The sequence below is a fragment of the Neobacillus dielmonensis genome (genome assembly GCF_000612665.1).
GTDB lineage: Bacteria > Bacillota > Bacilli > Bacillales > Cytobacillaceae > Neobacillus > Neobacillus dielmonensis.
On record NZ_HG942031.1, the window covers coordinates 1 to 15782 of the forward strand.

Genomic DNA, 15782 nt, shown 5'->3' on the forward strand with positions numbered 1-15782 from the left:
GGTTTTTCGACAGCCTGACAGATCGAAAATGATCTGTTTTATTTTTTTCGTAAATTTCCAAGTTCTTCTGCTAAAGCCTGCATCTCACTTGGACTAAATGAGGCTTTTCTTTGTACCATTTCATAGATTTCTTTTAATTCCTCATACATTTCTTCATCGAAATGGGAAGGTTTTATGGCACCCAAGTTTAGCACCCTTAGCTTTTCTTTAATTTTTTCTATCATAAACTCCACGTTAGCCACGGACTTTTCTGTTAAATCCAATTTCATCACCCTTTTTATGTATTTATAATCCCAACTTTTCTTAATAAAATTTGCTTTCCACACGACTTGGATAAATGTGGCACTAAACTTGCGTCGCGGCCATTAATAAAGCAAAATAAATGTGAGGGAATCGTTGGTCTTAACTTTATTATACATGATAAAAACAGCAAGAAGATTTTAATATTAATTTTTATAGTTGATTATATTTCACCTATAGTGAGGAGAGGTTAATATGACAAGGAAAAATCAATTCTGGAAGGGAATGCTGCTGGGGGCTCTTGCTGGTGGAGCGGTCAGCCTGTTTGACCAGCACACCCGTACTGTTATGACAGAAAATGTGAAAAAAGTGTCCGGGAAAATTTCCTATATTGTGCGAAACCCTGGTGAAGTCACAGATTCTATCAAGGGAACAGCTCTCAGAGTGAAAAACACCGTAGAGCAGGTTAGTGAGGATGTAGCATATATCATTGAGAAAGTCGATGAACTGCGCGAATTGACACCAAAGGTAACAGAAAGTGTTAAAGAGGTGAAGGATACCGTAACAAAACTGGGTGAAGAGGACCTCGAATTGTTTGAAGAAAAAGATTATACTAAGGAGAGGTGATAAATGAAAAATAAAGGAGATCTACGGTCGAATTTATTCCGGCTCCTATGGCACCGTATTACAGAAGATGATCTGCCAGGGTTAAGCGCGCAATTAGCCTATTATTTTCTTCTTTCACTATTTCCGTTAATGATTGTTGTGTTTACGATTATCCCATATATCCCAATTCCCCATCAGGATCTGCTTGGAATGGTTCGAGAATTTGCCCCAGCCGATGCCATGACCTTAATTGAGAAAACGATATCGGAAGCGATGGAGCATCAAAGTGGCGGACTCCTTTCGTTTGGGATTATTGGCACCGTTTGGTCGGCATCCAATGGGATTAATGCTATTGTTAAGGCGTTTAACCGTGCCTACAATGTAAAAGAAAGCCGCTCATTTATCGTTGCAAGGGGCATGTCGGTCCTGCTTACCTTTGGAATGATTCTTGTACTTATTATTGCTATTATTGTTCCAATGTTTGGCAGGGAGATTGGTTTGATCATATCTGCACAATTAGGCTATAAAGATGAATTTTTAAGGGTATGGAAAACTTTAAGTGTGGCAGTAAGTTCAATCATTATATTTCTAATTTTCACAGGACTGTATTGGATTGCGCCTAATGTCAGACTCAAATGCCGGAGTGCAATTCCAGGCGCTGCCATTGCGGTCATTGGCTGGATTGTCTCTTCTTATGGTTTGTCCTATTATATCGACCATTTTAGTAACTATTCAATTACATACGGAAGTATTGGGACAATTATTGTGTTGATGATCTGGTTTTATATTTCCGCTTTTATTATTATTTTGGGCGGGGAAATAAATGCTTTTTATAGCGAAAAGAACCGGTCTAACTGTTAATACTTACCTTAGTCATAAGAGACTACTGTGCTTAAACTACAAAAGGGGAGCAGTAATTAATAAAGGGAGGTAAGTACATTGCTATTTCTTTACAAAAAAGGTGGCGGAACCAAACAAAAAGGTAAAGGAGCCAAGGGAAATAAAACTTCAGGCTCACAAAATGGCTCCAACAGTTATCACTAAATAACGGAAAAAAAGCCCGGATTTTCAAGTTCCGGGCTTTACTTGTGGTCGTTTATTTTAAGAGTCTAAGGCTGTTTAAAATGACTAAAATGGTGCTGCCCTCGTGCCCAATAACACCAAAGGGCAGATCAATCGATTGAAAAAAGTTGGAACAGATGAGAATGGCGATGACGGATATGGAAAAAACAATGTTTTGTTTAATAATTCTGTTCATCCGGTTTGATAGCTTGATTGCTTCAGAAATTCTAGGCAGATCATTCTTCATTAACACAATGTCGGCTGTCTCTAGTGCAACATCTGTGCCCTCTCCCATGGCAATTCCCACGTTAGCAATGGCTAGGGCAGGAGCATCGTTAATGCCATCCCCTACCATGGCCACGGTCTTATATTTCTTTTTGAGCTCCTTAAGGTGTTTCACTTTGGTCTCCGGTAAACACTCGGCAAAATATTGGTCAACATGACTTTCAGCAGCGATCGCTTGAGCTGTATTCTCGCTGTCCCCTGTCAGCATGATGGTTTGAATTCCTTGGTTTTTCAAATGGCTAATAGCAGAACTCGTTTCTTTTCTAACCACGTCCTTTAAGGCAATCATTCCGATAATCTCAGCATTTCGTTCTACGAATACCAGTGTATTCCCTTGACTGGCTAGTTCGTTGGCTTTACCATCCGCAAATTGGGATACCTTCTCTATCCCAACAAATGCTGCTTTACCTATTCTCCATTGTTCATTGGTGATGTTTGCTTTGATGCCCCAACCAGGCAAGTCCTCAAGACGATCAGGCTGCACCAGGTCATTTTTGAGGGTCGTTTTGGCATATTGAACAATGGCTTGAGCCAGCGGATGATTGGACTGGCTTTCAATGGAGGCGGCTTTCCAGACAAACTCCTCTTGGTTCAGTTCAGGTATGACAATAACTTGAGTAACCTCGGGTTTCCCTTTTGTGAGCGTTCCGGTTTTATCAAAAGCAATGGCTCCAACATTACTTAAATTCTCCAAATGTACACCGCCTTTAACTAATATCCCATGCTTAGCCCCATTGGAAATGGCAGAAAGGGTGGCAGGCATGATAGAGGCTACCAAGGCGCAGGGTGAGGCCACTACCAACAAAATCATCGCCCTGTAAAAGGATTCGTGCCAATCCCAGCCCAAGAGAAAGTGAGGTAGGAAAAACATGGCCACGACAACAAACAGAACTACTTTGACATAAGTCCCCTCAAATTTTTCAATAAAAAGCTGAGAGGGTGACTTTTCACTTTGTGCGGACTGAACAAGCTGAATAATTTTCTGAAATAAAGTTTCACTTGATTCTTTTGTTATCTCCACCGTTATCGCACCTGTCATATTAACGGTTCCTGCAAATACCTCAGCTTCAATTCCTTTCGTCACGGGAATTGATTCACCGGTAATCGCTGCTTCATCAATATTGGTTTGGCCCTTGGTTATCTTTCCATCTGCTGGGACCCGTTCACCTGGTTTAATTAAAATTAGGTCGCCAACTTTTAGTTGCGAGATGGGTACCCGTTCTTCATGCTGATCAATGAGCAGCAAGGCCTCTTCTGGCTGTAAATCCATTAACGAAGAAATCTCCTTATGGCTTTTATTCATGGTGTAGGTTTCCAATGCACCACTAACAGCAAAGATAAAGATGAGGATAGCACCTTCTGTCCAATAGCCAATGATTGCAGACCCTATCGCAGCAAAAATCATTAGCATTTCTACATTTAATTCCTTATTTTCGTAAGTTGCCTCAATGCCTTCTTTAGCTTTGGCAAATCCGCCAATGATAAAAGCCAGCAAATAGGCGATAATCGAGTCCACTCCCAGGTCATTTTTCTCAAACAACCAGCCTGCTAATATCAATACACCGCTCAGTCCGGCCGCGATTATTTCACCATATGGTTTGATTTTTTCCAACCAGCTTTGTTTTTGGATATCCTTAGTCAATACCTTTGCTTCGGTACTCATTTTATTCTCTCCCCTTACATCTAATTGAGAAAAATAATCAAAATCATTACCTCTAAAAAACACGAAAGCTGTCATATTATAATGACAGCAGTGTTGGGATTTAAAATTATTACTATTTAATAATTAGTTTATCATATTCAGGGTTTGAAAGATATCTTTAAGTAAAAGATTAAATATTTTCATGTTCTGTTATGAGGTAGGTCTTTTTCTCAAAGCAAAAAATTACTATTGCTACAGTAAAGAGGAGAGTGCTGATTATGGAAAAATAACTAGCATTTTGAAAGTGTTTTATGAACAAGCCCCCAATTATAGGGCCAGTAAGGCTGCCAACACTATAAAAGATGCCGCATAATAAATTTCCGGCAGCCAGTAATTCCTTGGTAACTAAATCAGCCATATAACTAATACCCAATGAGAATGTAGAGCCAACTGCCATTCCTGAAACCAGGAAGGCTGAAAAAAGAATAATAAACTGATGTTCCATAAACCCAGCTACAGAAAAGCTGCAAAAGCCAATCAATAGCAAGACAATGAGTAATTTTCTCCTACCATACAAATCACCTAGCATACCGAGAGGGAGTTGGGTAATGATACTGCCTATGGCAAATGCCGACAGTATGTATGAAACATTAGAAACATTAAAATCCATTCGGAGTGCATAAACAGGGAAACTGCTATTTAAAGATGATTCCAAAAAGCCATAGACAAAGGGTGGCAAGAAGGCAATCCAGGCATATTTTAAGGCTCTTCCAAAGTGGCTTAATGTGGCTAATAATGAATGGCCACTTCCCATTTGCTCAGGGAGTTCGTTTTGTAAGAAAAATACAAACAGCCATCCTACAAGACATAATATGGAAGACAGAATGAACGGCAATGTTTCATTTATATTTACAAGAGGTGTCATTAATGGACCGACAGCAAAACCAATTCCGAAAAATAAACCATAGAGTGAGATATTCCGTCCTCTCTTGGCAACAGGAGAGGTGTTTGTGATCCAGGTTTGAGTAGCAAAATGAAGGGCATTGTCGCCAATACCAATCAACAGTCTCAAGATAAACCAAAACCAAAATGACTTCCAAAGAGGGAACATGCCAATGGAGGCAATTACCATTCCCCCGCCAACTATAATGATCGGCTTATAGCCATACTTTTGAAGCGGCCTTTCTAAAAATGGTGCGATGACGATCGTACCAATATAAAGTGCTGTTGCATTTAATCCATTTAAAGAGGATGATACCCCATCCTGCTCAAATATCACGGCAATTAGTGGCAGCAGCATGCCTTGAGAAAAACCAGATAAGGCTACGATACTAACAAGAATCCAAAATCGAAATGTATTATTTATCATATGAATGTTCCTTTAATTAAGTATTCCGTCCAATGAGAATCGTATATAGAATTTGTTGGATTTGCAAGAAAAATCTTGCATTGGGTGGGAGGTAAATGATACTCTTTTTGCTTATAGGAGAATCTCAACTTTCATAGAATAAAAAGGAACTTACTCAGATTTGAAATATGCTATCTGTTCAGAATAGGAGAGAAAAAAGTGGCAAACAAAATTTTTATGGTGTTAACATTGATCGGGGTTCCCGTATCTGTTATTGGGTCGTTAATGCACTGGCCAAGTATTCTTATGTTTATTATTTACTGTTTGACGATTGTTGCCTTATCAAGTTTTATGGGAAGAGCAACAGAAAGCCTTGCCATTGTGGCTGGACCACGAGTCGGAGGGTTATTAAATGCAACGTTTGGAAATGCTGTGGAACTCATTATTTCCATATTTTCATTACAGGCTGGTTTGGTAGGAGTCGTGCTAGCCTCTTTGACCGGATCGGTGTTAGGAAATTTACTCTTGGTGGCAGGATTATCGTTTTTTGTGGGCGGGCTAAAATTTAAACGCCAAAAATTTAATGTGTTTGATGCACGGCATAATTCAGGACTGCTCATGTTTGCTATTATTGTGGCCTTTGTTATTCCAGAGGTATTTTCTATGAATATGAGTGAAACAAAAACACTCACTTTAAGCATAGGTGTAGCGATTACGTTAATTGTTCTATATTTAGCTGCGCTCCTCTTCAAATTAGTTACGCACCGCGGGGTTTATCAAACTGATACGCATGAGGGAACCCAACATGAAGAAGAACCTGAATGGGGAAAAGGTAAAGCAATACTCGTATTATTGCTGGCTACCCTCGCTGTTGCCTATATTTCAGAGAACCTTGTGCATACGTTTGAGTTTGTCGCTGAATCTTTTGGCTGGACGGAGCTATTTATCGGTATTATTATCGTTGCGATTGTCGGTAATGCGGCAGAGCACGCTTCAGCGGTGATGATGGCTATTAAGAATAAAATGGACGTCGCTGTTGAAATTGCAATAGGGTCGACATTGCAAATTGCAATGTTCGTTGCACCTGTTTTAGTGCTGATATCCTTATTTTTCGAAACATCGATGCCGCTGCTATTTACTTGGCAGGAATTGATAGCCATGGTTTCTTCTGTACTCCTCATGGTAATCATCTCTAATGACGGGGAAACCAACTGGTTTGAAGGTTTAACCTTGCTTGCTGCCTATATTATTATGGGAATCGGGTTCTTTTTACTCTAACTTCAAAAACAAAGACTCTAAAGCCTCAAAAAGGCCTAGAGTCTTTTTTAATGAATCCATTCTTAAGTAAGTTTTCGCTTGGGAAATAATCAATCGCTATTCCTAGGACCATCAATCACCAACCTTCATGTTTTGTATAAAATTAGAAACACGAGTGTTGAATGCATAAAGAAGCGTCTCTCAACCTCCTTATCAGGTATCAAAAATGATTAGCTGATTGATTGCTGCCCTCCTTTGTGAAAAGGTTAAGACTATTATAAATTATTAATTTAATTTTGTAAATCTTCTGATTATTACAGTTGTGTTACTTTTATACCGAGTGGAAGGGAGCAGTCTTAGAAAAATAAATCTTACCGGTTGGGTAAGACAGGGATAATATTTATCAACTCCGAAAAAACTAACAGCAGAGTATCGATGTTAGTTAGTGAAAGGAGTAAAACTCAGTGAAAAAAATAGTTTCTGTCATTATGGCCATTTGCTTAATGGCTACTTTCATTCCCATCGCTCTAGCTGAGAAGGCCCCCGTGCCCGTGAAAAAAGAACCGGTTAAATATATGATTCCTGCATCGGTTCGCAATATCTCAAAGGAGAATACGTATCCAAATTCAACACAGGATTTACCTTTGCTGCAGCCAAGCGACTTGACCAAAAAGCTGATTAATTCTTCTAAGGTCAAAATTGAGAATCCTGATTTAGTCAGGATGCTTAATGAATCAAGTATCAACAGTACCCCATTTGCAGTCGGCTACCGTGCCATTATTTATCTAGGACAATGGCCTCTTAACTATGAATCATCTGAGACTTCGCCGAATTGGGAATATCAAAAAATCAATACTAATTATTTTGACAATCGGGGTGGAAATGCCCCTTACCAGATTAAGTATGTACAGGAATCACAAAAGGTTGTCCGTGGCGGCTTAACATCCAAAATTGCGAATGCTGAAGATGTGAAAAAGATGATGTTATTAAAAGCCATGGAAAAAACGCAGCTGCCGCTTGCCTTTGAAACCATCATTGGCGCTGGAACGAAAAACGACCATATTTATAACATCCCAGCAAACCGCCTGGGCTATCTTTACGCCTATGCTCCTGCCGTTAATGAAAAAGGAAAAGTGACCTACGGTGAAGTTTATTTGATGCTTAAAGGCAGCCGGAAATTTATTGTCATCAAAAATGTGACCTCTCAAGGAATTGGTGCGTGGATTCCCGTTCAGGATTATGCTTCTTTCGGCTTCGTTGCATCGGAACGTCCAAGGTAAACTGATATTTGCACCGATGAAAGGAACTCTTTTATTCACTCCTGCGCAATGAGTCGTGGGAGTTTTTCGCATCCAAACGTTGGATTGTACTTTCTTTTTCGGGTAGTATGGATAAAGAAGGGGAAGGAGGGACCTCAAATGGGAAGCCCAGCAAAGGATAAAAACTCACAGGTAACCTTTTTAAAGCAGCGTTTGAATATGTTTCTTGATGTTCTAGATGCCATTGAACCAGAAACGACGGACTTAGATGATATTGACCGTCTGATTAGCATTATTGATGAATTGGAATCAAAATGCCGTGAATTCACGAACCGTGACGTGACAGAGCCTGTAAAATAGCAGGCTTTTTTATTTTTCCTTTATTTGTTTGCTTTCTTCATGTAATCGATTGCAACCTTATCCTTTTATTCTGATTCGTATCGGAGTATAATGGAATCGTCAAAAAGTTGAAATTTTTTAAAAATGATACATCAGGGACAAAGGGAAAGGGGAACTCGAAAGTGAATATAGAGAAATTTCAAGAGAGCATGTACCAGCTGATTGTGGAAACATCAACAAAGCTTCCTAAAGATGTCCGCCGGGCTGTAAAGGCTGCGAAAGAAAAAGAGAACGCAGGCACAAGGGCAGCCATGAGCCTTGCTACCATTACCAATAACATCAAGATGGCTGATGATCAGGTTTCACCAATTTGCCAAGATACGGGTCTGCCAACTTTTAAAATTAAAACACCAGTTGGTGTCAACCAGCTTGAATTAAAGGCTGCGATAAAAAATGCCATTGTACAGGCTACCAAAGATGCAAAACTGCGTCCAAACGCAGTCGATTCTCTAACGGGGAAAAACAGCGGAGACAACCTAGGGGAAGGTTTGCCGGTGTTTAAATTCGATCAATGGGAAAAGGATTATATTGATGTCCGCCTGATTTTAAAAGGAGGCGGCTGTGAAAATAAAAATATTCAATACAGCCTGCCATGTGAATTAGAAGGACTTGGACGTGCGGGACGGGACCTTGACGGAATCCGTAAATGTATCATGCATTCGGTTTATCAGGCACAGGGACAGGGCTGCAGCGCAGGGTTTATCGGTGTCGGCATTGGCGGTGACCGCTCTTCCGGTTATGATTTAGCGAAAGAGCAATTATTCCGCTCGGTGGAGGACGTAAACCCTAACGAAGATTTGCGCAAGTTGGAAGAGTATGTCATGGAAAATGCCAACAAATTGGGCATCGGCACCATGGGCTTCGGGGGAGAGGCTACTCTGCTTGGTTGTAAAATCGGAGTTATGCACCGGATTCCGGCCAGCTTCTACGTATCAGTCGCCTATAACTGCTGGGCATTTCGCCGGATGGGGGTAAGTGTGGATGCCGAGACAGGCGAAATTAAAGAGTGGGCTTACCAAGATGGGGAGTTTATTGATTTTGCTCAGACTGAAGCTGAAAAAGAAACTGCGGCTGCGGGTTCCTCTGAGGATGTTGTTACGTTAGAGGCTCCAATCACTGAAGAGCAGATTCGTTCTTTAAAGGTTGGCGATGTGGTGCAAATCAATGGAATGATGTACACTGGCCGCGATGCCATCCATAAATATTTAAGTGATCATGATTCTCCGGTGGATTTGAATGGCCAAGTGATTTATCACTGCGGACCGGTTATGTCGAAGGATGAGGATGGAAACTGGCAAGTAAAAGCAGCTGGCCCGACGACCAGTATCCGCGAGGAGCCTTATCAAGGGGATATTATGAAGAAGTTCGGTATCCGCGCGGTCATTGGTAAAGGCGGAATGGGACCGAAAACGCTGGCTGCATTGAAGGAGCATGGTGGCGTATATCTGAACGCGATCGGCGGCGCAGCTCAGTATTATGCAGATTGCATCAAGTCTGTAGAAGGGGTCGACTTAATGCAGTTTGGTATTCCAGAAGCCATGTGGCACCTGCGTGTTGAAGGCTTCAAGGCGGTTGTAACCATGGATTCACACGGCAACAGTCTGCACGCAGATGTAGATAAGTCATCACTCGAAAAGTTGGTCCAGTTTAAGGAGCCGGTGTTTAAATAATTATGATGGGTAGGTGCTTCGGATGAGGCACCTATTTTTTTGGGCTGGGAGGTGGAAATGGTATCCAGTTTTTGTTGAATCCCTTGTTGGTTTTGTAGAATAAGCTGAACTTTTGAAGAATAGTCCACCTGATTTGTAGAATCCCCTTAAATTTAGCCATCACATGGAAATAGCATCCAATCTTTGTAGAATTCCTTCCCGATTTTGTAGAATAAGCTGAACTTTTGAAGAATAGTCCACCTGATTTGTAGAATCCCCTTAGATTTAGCTATTACATGGAAATAGCATCCAATCTTTGTAGAATTCCTTCCCGATTTTGTAGAATAAGCTGAACTTTTGAAGAATAGTCCACCTGATTTGTAGAATCCCCTTAGATTTAGCCATCACATGGAAATAGCATCCAACTTTTGTTGAATGCAGCGCTGATATTGTAGAATAAGCTGATTTTTTGAAGAATAACCCTACTGATTTGTAGAATTCCCCTTCATTTTTTCATTAGTCACAAAAGCTTCACAAAAAACATAAAGGAATCACAAACAAAAAGGAGAAATAAACTATCATCTTGAAAGGAGGCATCCACTTTGTATGCTAAAAAATTTCAAATGCCCACGATTCTAGCTAAAGCAGAAGCACTTGAGAGACGAACGCCTAAAGGTCATCCCGTTTTATTAGAACTGGCACCATTTATTAAGAATCTAATGTCTGGTTGTAATGGAGAAAAGAAGATAAATTACTTCCTGAAGCAGATCCCCACTCAAAGGTTCCATATTTTCCACGATTTGCGACTCCCCTATGGCGATAGCTACTTTCAGCTCGATTTTGTTTTACTATCTCCCAAAGTCATTATCCTCCTTGATGGGAAAAATCACTCAGGAAAGCTAACTATTGAACAAAATCAAATGACTCAAGAATATCAAGAGAAACGTTTGGTGTACGAAAATCCAATCTCCCAGGCAAATAGACATAAACTTTTGTTAAATTACTTTTTTGCAGAGCATAAGATTCCCCAAATCCCAATTGAATCACTGGTTGTCATTAGTAAATCAACAACAGAATTATCTATTAACCCAAGTTATACGGAAGCACAAAAAAAGGTTTGTCGAGCAAGTAACTTAATTGAGAAGATTGAAGTTATCTATAACCGTTACAATCGTGATCAAATCGATAATAAAATGGTAAACCAAATAAAAAAGTTGCTATTAAAGTCGCATACTCCATTAGAGGTCGACATATTATCTAAGTTCAACATGTTAACATCAGAAATCATCCCCGGTGTCCAATGCCCTCGTTGCTTTTTATATCCTATGAGTTATAAGCGTAACAACTGGATCTGTTCCTTTTGTGATTTTGTTTCACAGGATGCCTACTTACAAGCGATTGCCGATTACTTTCTACTAATAAAGTCCTCATTTAGCAATCCAGAGATTCGCGCGTTTCTCCTTCTTGCATCCTCCAGAGCAACAAGCTATATACTATCACTTACAAAATTCCCTTATTCAGGTGCTACAAAAGGCCGCATCTACTACCAGCCTAAAGATTTCCTTTAACTGCTAATTATCTTTTCTTTCCCAAAACAAACAATATAAAAAAACATACAGGGGGAACAGCATGAAAAGATACTTAAGCATCATTGCCATATTGCTGGTGTTGGTTCCAAACGTTACATATGCAGTATCCAATCAGCCAATCAATTGGGGCTTCAAAAAAGCTGCAGATGAGCAGCCGCCTGATGCAGGAGCTGCCTATAACCAACTTCTTGAAAAATACGGGGCCGTATACAAAGGAAACCCCAATTCAAAAACTTTATATCTGACCTTCGATGCCGGCTATGAAAATGGACAAACACCCAAAATCCTTGATGTATTAAAAAAAGAAAAAGTACCAGCAACTTTCTTTGTAACTGGGCATTTCTTAAATTCCGAGCCAGAACTGTCAAAACGAATCGTTAAAGAGGGCCATATCATAGGGAACCATTCTTGGCATCATCCAGATTTTACCCAAGTAACTGACGAAAGGGTCAGGGAAGAACTGCAAAAAGTCAAGGACAAAACAAAAGAGTTAACCGGCCAAAAAGAAATGAAATATTTGCGTCCGCCGCGTGGTGTTTTTAGCGAACGGACACTCAAGATTGCTAAAGAAGAGGGCTACAGTCATATATTCTGGTCTCTGGCGTATGTCGATTGGAATATCAATCAGCAAAGAGGCTGGCATTACGCGTATGATAACATTATGAAGCAAATCCATCCGGGCTGCATTTTGCTGTTGCACTCGGTATCAAAAGACAATGCGGATGCCCTGGAAAAAGCCATTCAGGATTTGAAAAAGCGGGGCTATACGTTTAAAAGCCTTGACCACTTGATGAAACAGAACTAACCGAATTTCCCTTGGAAATTCGGTTTTTTCCGGTTTCGTGCTATAATACGGAGAAAATACCCAAAGGGTGGAACTTACGTGTGGCAAGAAACCTTGCAAATAGAAGGCCCTTATAATTTTGACAGTGTATTGGAACGGCATGCACCAGATCCTCTTAAACAGTTGGACTTAGTCCAACGCTCTATCAAGGTTCCTGTAATTGTAGGTGGGAACCCTGAGGTAGTTCACGTTAAGGCAGTTGGATCGATTGAGCAGCCGACCTTTATTCTAACTGGGAATAATAACAAACAAGAAGTGATTAAGAGAGTTTCAGAAATTTTTCAATGGGACAAACCTTTAAAAGAAATCCATAATCACTTTCAACAGACGGACCTAAGAGACATCTTCCATCGGTTTATCGGGACCCCGCTTGTCCTGGATTTTGACTTATTTGGAAGCTTATTAAAATGCATTATCCACCAGCAAATTAATATGAAATTTGCCTACAAACTAACGGACCGGTTTGTAAAGAAATTTGGCTTTGAACAGGATGGTGTCTGGTTTTTTCCGCAGCCTCATACAGTTGCCAAACTAACAGTTGAGCAGCTTCGTGAATTGCAGTTAAGCAGCAGAAAAGCGGAATATATGATCAGCATCGCCAAAGAAATTGTTGATAATGGGCTTGATTTATATGAGCTGAAAGAGCTTCCTGATGAACAAATCTTCAACCGGCTCACCCAAATCCGCGGGGTCGGCAGATGGACTGTAGAGAATTTCTTGCTGTTTGGGTTAGGGCGTTCGAATCTATTCCCGCTTGCGGATATTGGTATTCAAAACGGTCTTAAAAACCTTTATCGCCTTGAAACTAAACCGACAATAGAACAAATGGAATTTTATAAAAAGGACTGGGAGCCTTATTTAAGTTATGCCTCGTTATATTTATGGCGAAGTATAGAATAATTTTGGAGTGAACCAATATGAAAACGGAACAAAGCATTAAAATCCAGCCAAAACAAACCTTCCCGCTGACCATTAAACGGCTCGGTATCAATGGCGAAGGTGTCGGCTACTTTAAACGACAGGTAGTGTTCGTGCCAGGTGCCTTGCCTGGGGAAGAGGTGGTTGTGGAAGCAACCAAGATTAATCCTAAATTTGCCGAAGCTAAGATTAAAAAGATAAGGAAAAATTCTCCGTTTCGTGTGCAGCCGCCATGTCCGTTTTATGAGCAATGCGGAGGATGTCAGCTGCAACATCTTAAATATGACCAGCAGTTAAAAGAAAAACGGGATATCATCATTCAAGCATTGGAGCGTCATACCAAGTTTAATGTAGGTAAGCTTGAGATCCGAGAAACGATTGGGATGGAAAATCCTTGGGGCTACCGCAACAAGAGCAGTTTTCAAGTGGGGCAAAAAGACGGAAAAGTACTTGCCGGTTTATACGGGATGAATTCGCACCAGCTGATTGACATCGACCATTGTGCTGTCCAGCATTCACAAACAACAGAAGCTGTGAATGCGGTTAAAAGTGTACTCGATGAATTGAACATCCCAATTTATAATGAGAAAACAAGAAAAGGAATCGTCCGAACAATTGTCACTCGCGTGGGTGTTGAATCGGGTGAACTTCAAGTTGTACTTATTACCGCAACAAAAGAACTGCCCAAAAAGGATTTGCTTATAGACCGAATCCAAGAAAAGCTTCCGAATGTGAAGTCAATTGTTCAAAACATTAACGGAGAAAAAACCTCTTTAATCTTTGGCAAAGAAACCGTTAAACTGGCAGGGGAAGAGTTTATTCAAGAATCGCTTGGCGACCTGCAATTTGAACTTTCTGCCCGGACATTCTTTCAATTAAATCCGGTACAAACCGTAAAGCTTTATAATGAAGTGAAGGCAGCGGCGGGATTGACGGGAAAAGAAAAAGTAGTTGATGCTTACTGTGGTGTCGGCACTATCGGGCTATGGCTGGCAGATCAGGCGGCAGAAGTGCGCGGTATGGATATCATTCCTGAGTCGATTGAAGATGCGAAGAAAAATGCCAAGCGTCATGGCATCACCAATACGAAATACGTTCCCGGAAAAGCCGAAGAAGTCCTGCCAAAGTGGGTCAAAAAAGGCTGGAAGCCGGATGTCATCGTAGTTGACCCGCCAAGAACAGGTCTTGACCGCCAATTAATTCAGACCATTCTTCAAGTGAAACCGGAAAAACTGATTTATGTTTCTTGCAATCCTTCCACTCTTGCGAAGGACATTCAAACGTTAAGTACGAAATACGATATAAAAGCGATCCAGCCAGTGGACATGTTTCCACATACAGCTCATGTAGAAAGCATTACCCAGCTAATTTTGAAAATGTAACCCTAAAATACTTTGCTGATTCCAGCCCTGATTTTGAGAAACAGGGCTGTTTCATGCATCCTTTGTACTTCCTGGCTCTCTAGATATTTCATAATACAATATTTATGAAAAATAGAAAAATGTGTAAAATTGGAATAGGTCTATACCTGTGTCTCAAATTACCTCAACTTCCCTAATTTTCTTTGTATCTTTTATTTGTTAAAATGAAAGTGTATAATGAATCAAAAATTTAAGTTTGGATAAATAATGCTTAAGCATGGTATAAGTGTAAAAGAAGCAGGGAAATCCTTGCTTTTTATTTTTGGGGACAAGTGCTTGACCAGATGTCCAATAATGAGGTGATTGAATATGAAAGATAATTTTTGGCTTGATTTACCAAAGCCGTTTTTTATACTGGCACCAATGGAAGAAGTGACGGATGTCGTTTTCCGTCATGTCGTGAGTAAGGCAGCCAGACCAGATGTGTTTTTTACAGAGTTTACAAACAGTGAGAGTTATTGTCACCCAGATGGAAAACAAAGTGTGCGCGGGCGTTTGACTTTTACAGAGGATGAACAGCCAATGGTGGCCCATATATGGGGGGATAAGCCTGAAAACTTTCGACAAATGAGTATTGGAATGGCGGAACTTGGATTTAAGGGTATCGATATCAATATGGGCTGTCCTGTACCTAATGTGGCGCAGCATGGAAAGGGAAGCGGCCTGATCCGTCGACCTGAAGTAGCCGCAGATTTAGTACAAGCAGCAAAAGCAGGAGGTCTGCCCGTTAGTGTCAAGACTAGGCTTGGCTTTACAGAAGTAGCCGAATGGCGCGGCTGGCTGACACACATCTTGCAACAAGACATTGCTAACCTGTCCATTCATCTGCGTACAAGAGACGAAATGAGCAAAGTAGATGCCCATTGGGAGCTGATCCCGGAGATTAAGAAACTTCGTGACGAGGTGGCACCAGATACCCTCTTGACGATCAATGGGGATATCCCCGACCGTCAAACCGGCTTGAAGCTCGCGGACCAATATGGTGTTGATGGGGTTATGATTGGGCGTGGTATTTTCCATAATCCATTTGCCTTTGAAAAAGAGCCTAAAGACCATAGCTGTAAGGAATTACTTGATCTCTTACGACTCCATATGGACCTCCATGATCAATACTCTGAATTAGGACTTCGTCCGTTCAAGGCTCTTCATCGCTTTTTTAAGATTTATGTCAAAGGTTTTCGAGGAGCAAGTGAATTAAGAAATCAGTTGATGAACACAGAGTCAACTGATGAAGTGCGTGAATTGCTTGATAACTTTGAGTGA

General features: G+C 40.7%; 14 protein-coding genes. 11 read left to right on the forward strand and 3 right to left on the reverse strand.

All coding sequences use genetic code 11. From position 1 onward, the window contains the following. Window positions 1-38 precede the first annotated feature (38 nt). Complete coding sequence (locus tag BN2425_RS02970; protein WP_042454867.1) at window positions 39-263, reverse strand: DUF1128 domain-containing protein; 225 nt, start codon at window positions 261-263, stop codon at window positions 39-41. A gap of 232 nt (window positions 264-495) precedes the next feature. On the opposite strand from BN2425_RS02970, the gene BN2425_RS02975 reads away from it, so the two are divergent. Beyond that, window positions 496-867 (forward strand): hypothetical protein, encoded by a 372-nt coding sequence (locus tag BN2425_RS02975; RefSeq protein WP_042454869.1) that lies wholly within the window; start codon window positions 496-498, stop codon window positions 865-867. A 3-nt stretch (window positions 868-870) separates the two neighbouring features. Beyond that, window positions 871-1707 carry a YihY/virulence factor BrkB family protein gene (locus BN2425_RS02980; RefSeq protein ID WP_042454871.1) on the forward strand — a complete coding sequence of 279 codons (837 nt, stop codon included), beginning with the start codon at window positions 871-873 and terminating at the stop codon, window positions 1705-1707. 235 nt (window positions 1708-1942) lie between these two features. Here the strand turns inward: BN2425_RS02980 and BN2425_RS02985 are convergent, their stop codons facing one another. Both BN2425_RS02985 and BN2425_RS02990 read right to left on the reverse strand, forming a co-directional pair. Next, window positions 1943-3856 carry a heavy metal translocating P-type ATPase gene (locus tag BN2425_RS02985; RefSeq protein ID WP_042454873.1) on the reverse strand — a complete coding sequence of 638 codons (1914 nt, stop codon included), beginning with the start codon at window positions 3854-3856 and terminating at the stop codon, window positions 1943-1945. Between the two features lie 169 nt (window positions 3857-4025). Next, window positions 4026-5204 (reverse strand): MFS transporter, encoded by a 1179-nt coding sequence (locus BN2425_RS02990; protein WP_042454876.1) that lies wholly within the window; start codon window positions 5202-5204, stop codon window positions 4026-4028. Between the two features lie 198 nt (window positions 5205-5402). Between BN2425_RS02990 and cax the strand changes: the two genes are divergently transcribed. From cax to BN2425_RS03035, 9 genes are all read left to right on the forward strand, one after another. Beyond that, window positions 5403-6461 carry a calcium/proton exchanger gene (gene cax, locus BN2425_RS02995; RefSeq protein ID WP_042454878.1) on the forward strand — a complete coding sequence of 353 codons (1059 nt, stop codon included), beginning with the start codon at window positions 5403-5405 and terminating at the stop codon, window positions 6459-6461. A 443-nt stretch (window positions 6462-6904) separates the two neighbouring features. Then, the gene (locus BN2425_RS03000; protein WP_042454880.1) at window positions 6905-7720 is read left to right on the forward strand and encodes a YfkD famly protein; all 816 of its coding nucleotides are present in this window, start codon (window positions 6905-6907) and stop codon (window positions 7718-7720) included. A 138-nt stretch (window positions 7721-7858) separates the two neighbouring features. Then, window positions 7859-8059 (forward strand): SE1561 family protein, encoded by a 201-nt coding sequence (locus BN2425_RS03005; protein ID WP_042454882.1) that lies wholly within the window; start codon window positions 7859-7861, stop codon window positions 8057-8059. 161 nt (window positions 8060-8220) lie between these two features. Beyond that, window positions 8221-9768, forward strand: a complete 1548-nt coding sequence (locus BN2425_RS03010) for a fumarate hydratase (RefSeq protein ID WP_042454883.1) — start codon at window positions 8221-8223, stop codon at window positions 9766-9768. Between the two features lie 581 nt (window positions 9769-10349). Next, window positions 10350-11315, forward strand: a complete 966-nt coding sequence (locus BN2425_RS03015) for a nuclease-related domain-containing protein (RefSeq protein WP_042454887.1) — start codon at window positions 10350-10352, stop codon at window positions 11313-11315. Window positions 11316-11376: 61 nt separating this feature from the next. Beyond that, window positions 11377-12141 carry a delta-lactam-biosynthetic de-N-acetylase gene (pdaA, locus tag BN2425_RS03020; protein WP_042454889.1) on the forward strand — a complete coding sequence of 255 codons (765 nt, stop codon included), beginning with the start codon at window positions 11377-11379 and terminating at the stop codon, window positions 12139-12141. Between the two features lie 78 nt (window positions 12142-12219). Then, window positions 12220-13080: a DNA-3-methyladenine glycosylase family protein gene (locus BN2425_RS03025; RefSeq protein WP_042454891.1), complete on the forward strand. Its 861-nt coding sequence runs from the start codon at window positions 12220-12222 to the stop codon at window positions 13078-13080. A gap of 17 nt (window positions 13081-13097) precedes the next feature. After that, window positions 13098-14480, forward strand: a complete 1383-nt coding sequence (gene rlmD / locus BN2425_RS03030) for a 23S rRNA (uracil(1939)-C(5))-methyltransferase RlmD (protein WP_042454893.1) — start codon at window positions 13098-13100, stop codon at window positions 14478-14480. 348 nt (window positions 14481-14828) lie between these two features. Next, complete coding sequence (locus tag BN2425_RS03035) at window positions 14829-15782, forward strand: tRNA dihydrouridine synthase (protein WP_042454895.1); 954 nt, start codon at window positions 14829-14831, stop codon at window positions 15780-15782.

Excerpts from the sequence above, each read along its gene's own strand:
- BN2425_RS02975 (WP_042454869.1), top strand. The coding sequence starts at position 496 with ATGACAAGGAAAAATCAATTCTGGAAGGGAATGCTGCTGGGGGCTCTT.
- BN2425_RS02980 (WP_042454871.1), top strand. The coding sequence starts at position 871 with ATGAAAAATAAAGGAGATCTACGGTCGAATTTATTCCGGCTCCTATGG.
- BN2425_RS02985 (WP_042454873.1), bottom strand. The coding sequence starts at position 3,856 with ATGAGTACCGAAGCAAAGGTATTGACTAAGGATATCCAAAAACAAAGC.
- BN2425_RS02990 (WP_042454876.1), bottom strand. The coding sequence starts at position 5,204 with ATGATAAATAATACATTTCGATTTTGGATTCTTGTTAGTATCGTAGCC.
- BN2425_RS03005 (WP_042454882.1), top strand. The coding sequence starts at position 7,859 with ATGGGAAGCCCAGCAAAGGATAAAAACTCACAGGTAACCTTTTTAAAG.
- pdaA (WP_042454889.1), top strand. The coding sequence starts at position 11,377 with ATGAAAAGATACTTAAGCATCATTGCCATATTGCTGGTGTTGGTTCCA.
- rlmD (WP_042454893.1), top strand. The coding sequence starts at position 13,098 with ATGAAAACGGAACAAAGCATTAAAATCCAGCCAAAACAAACCTTCCCG.
- BN2425_RS03035 (WP_042454895.1), top strand. The coding sequence starts at position 14,829 with ATGAAAGATAATTTTTGGCTTGATTTACCAAAGCCGTTTTTTATACTG.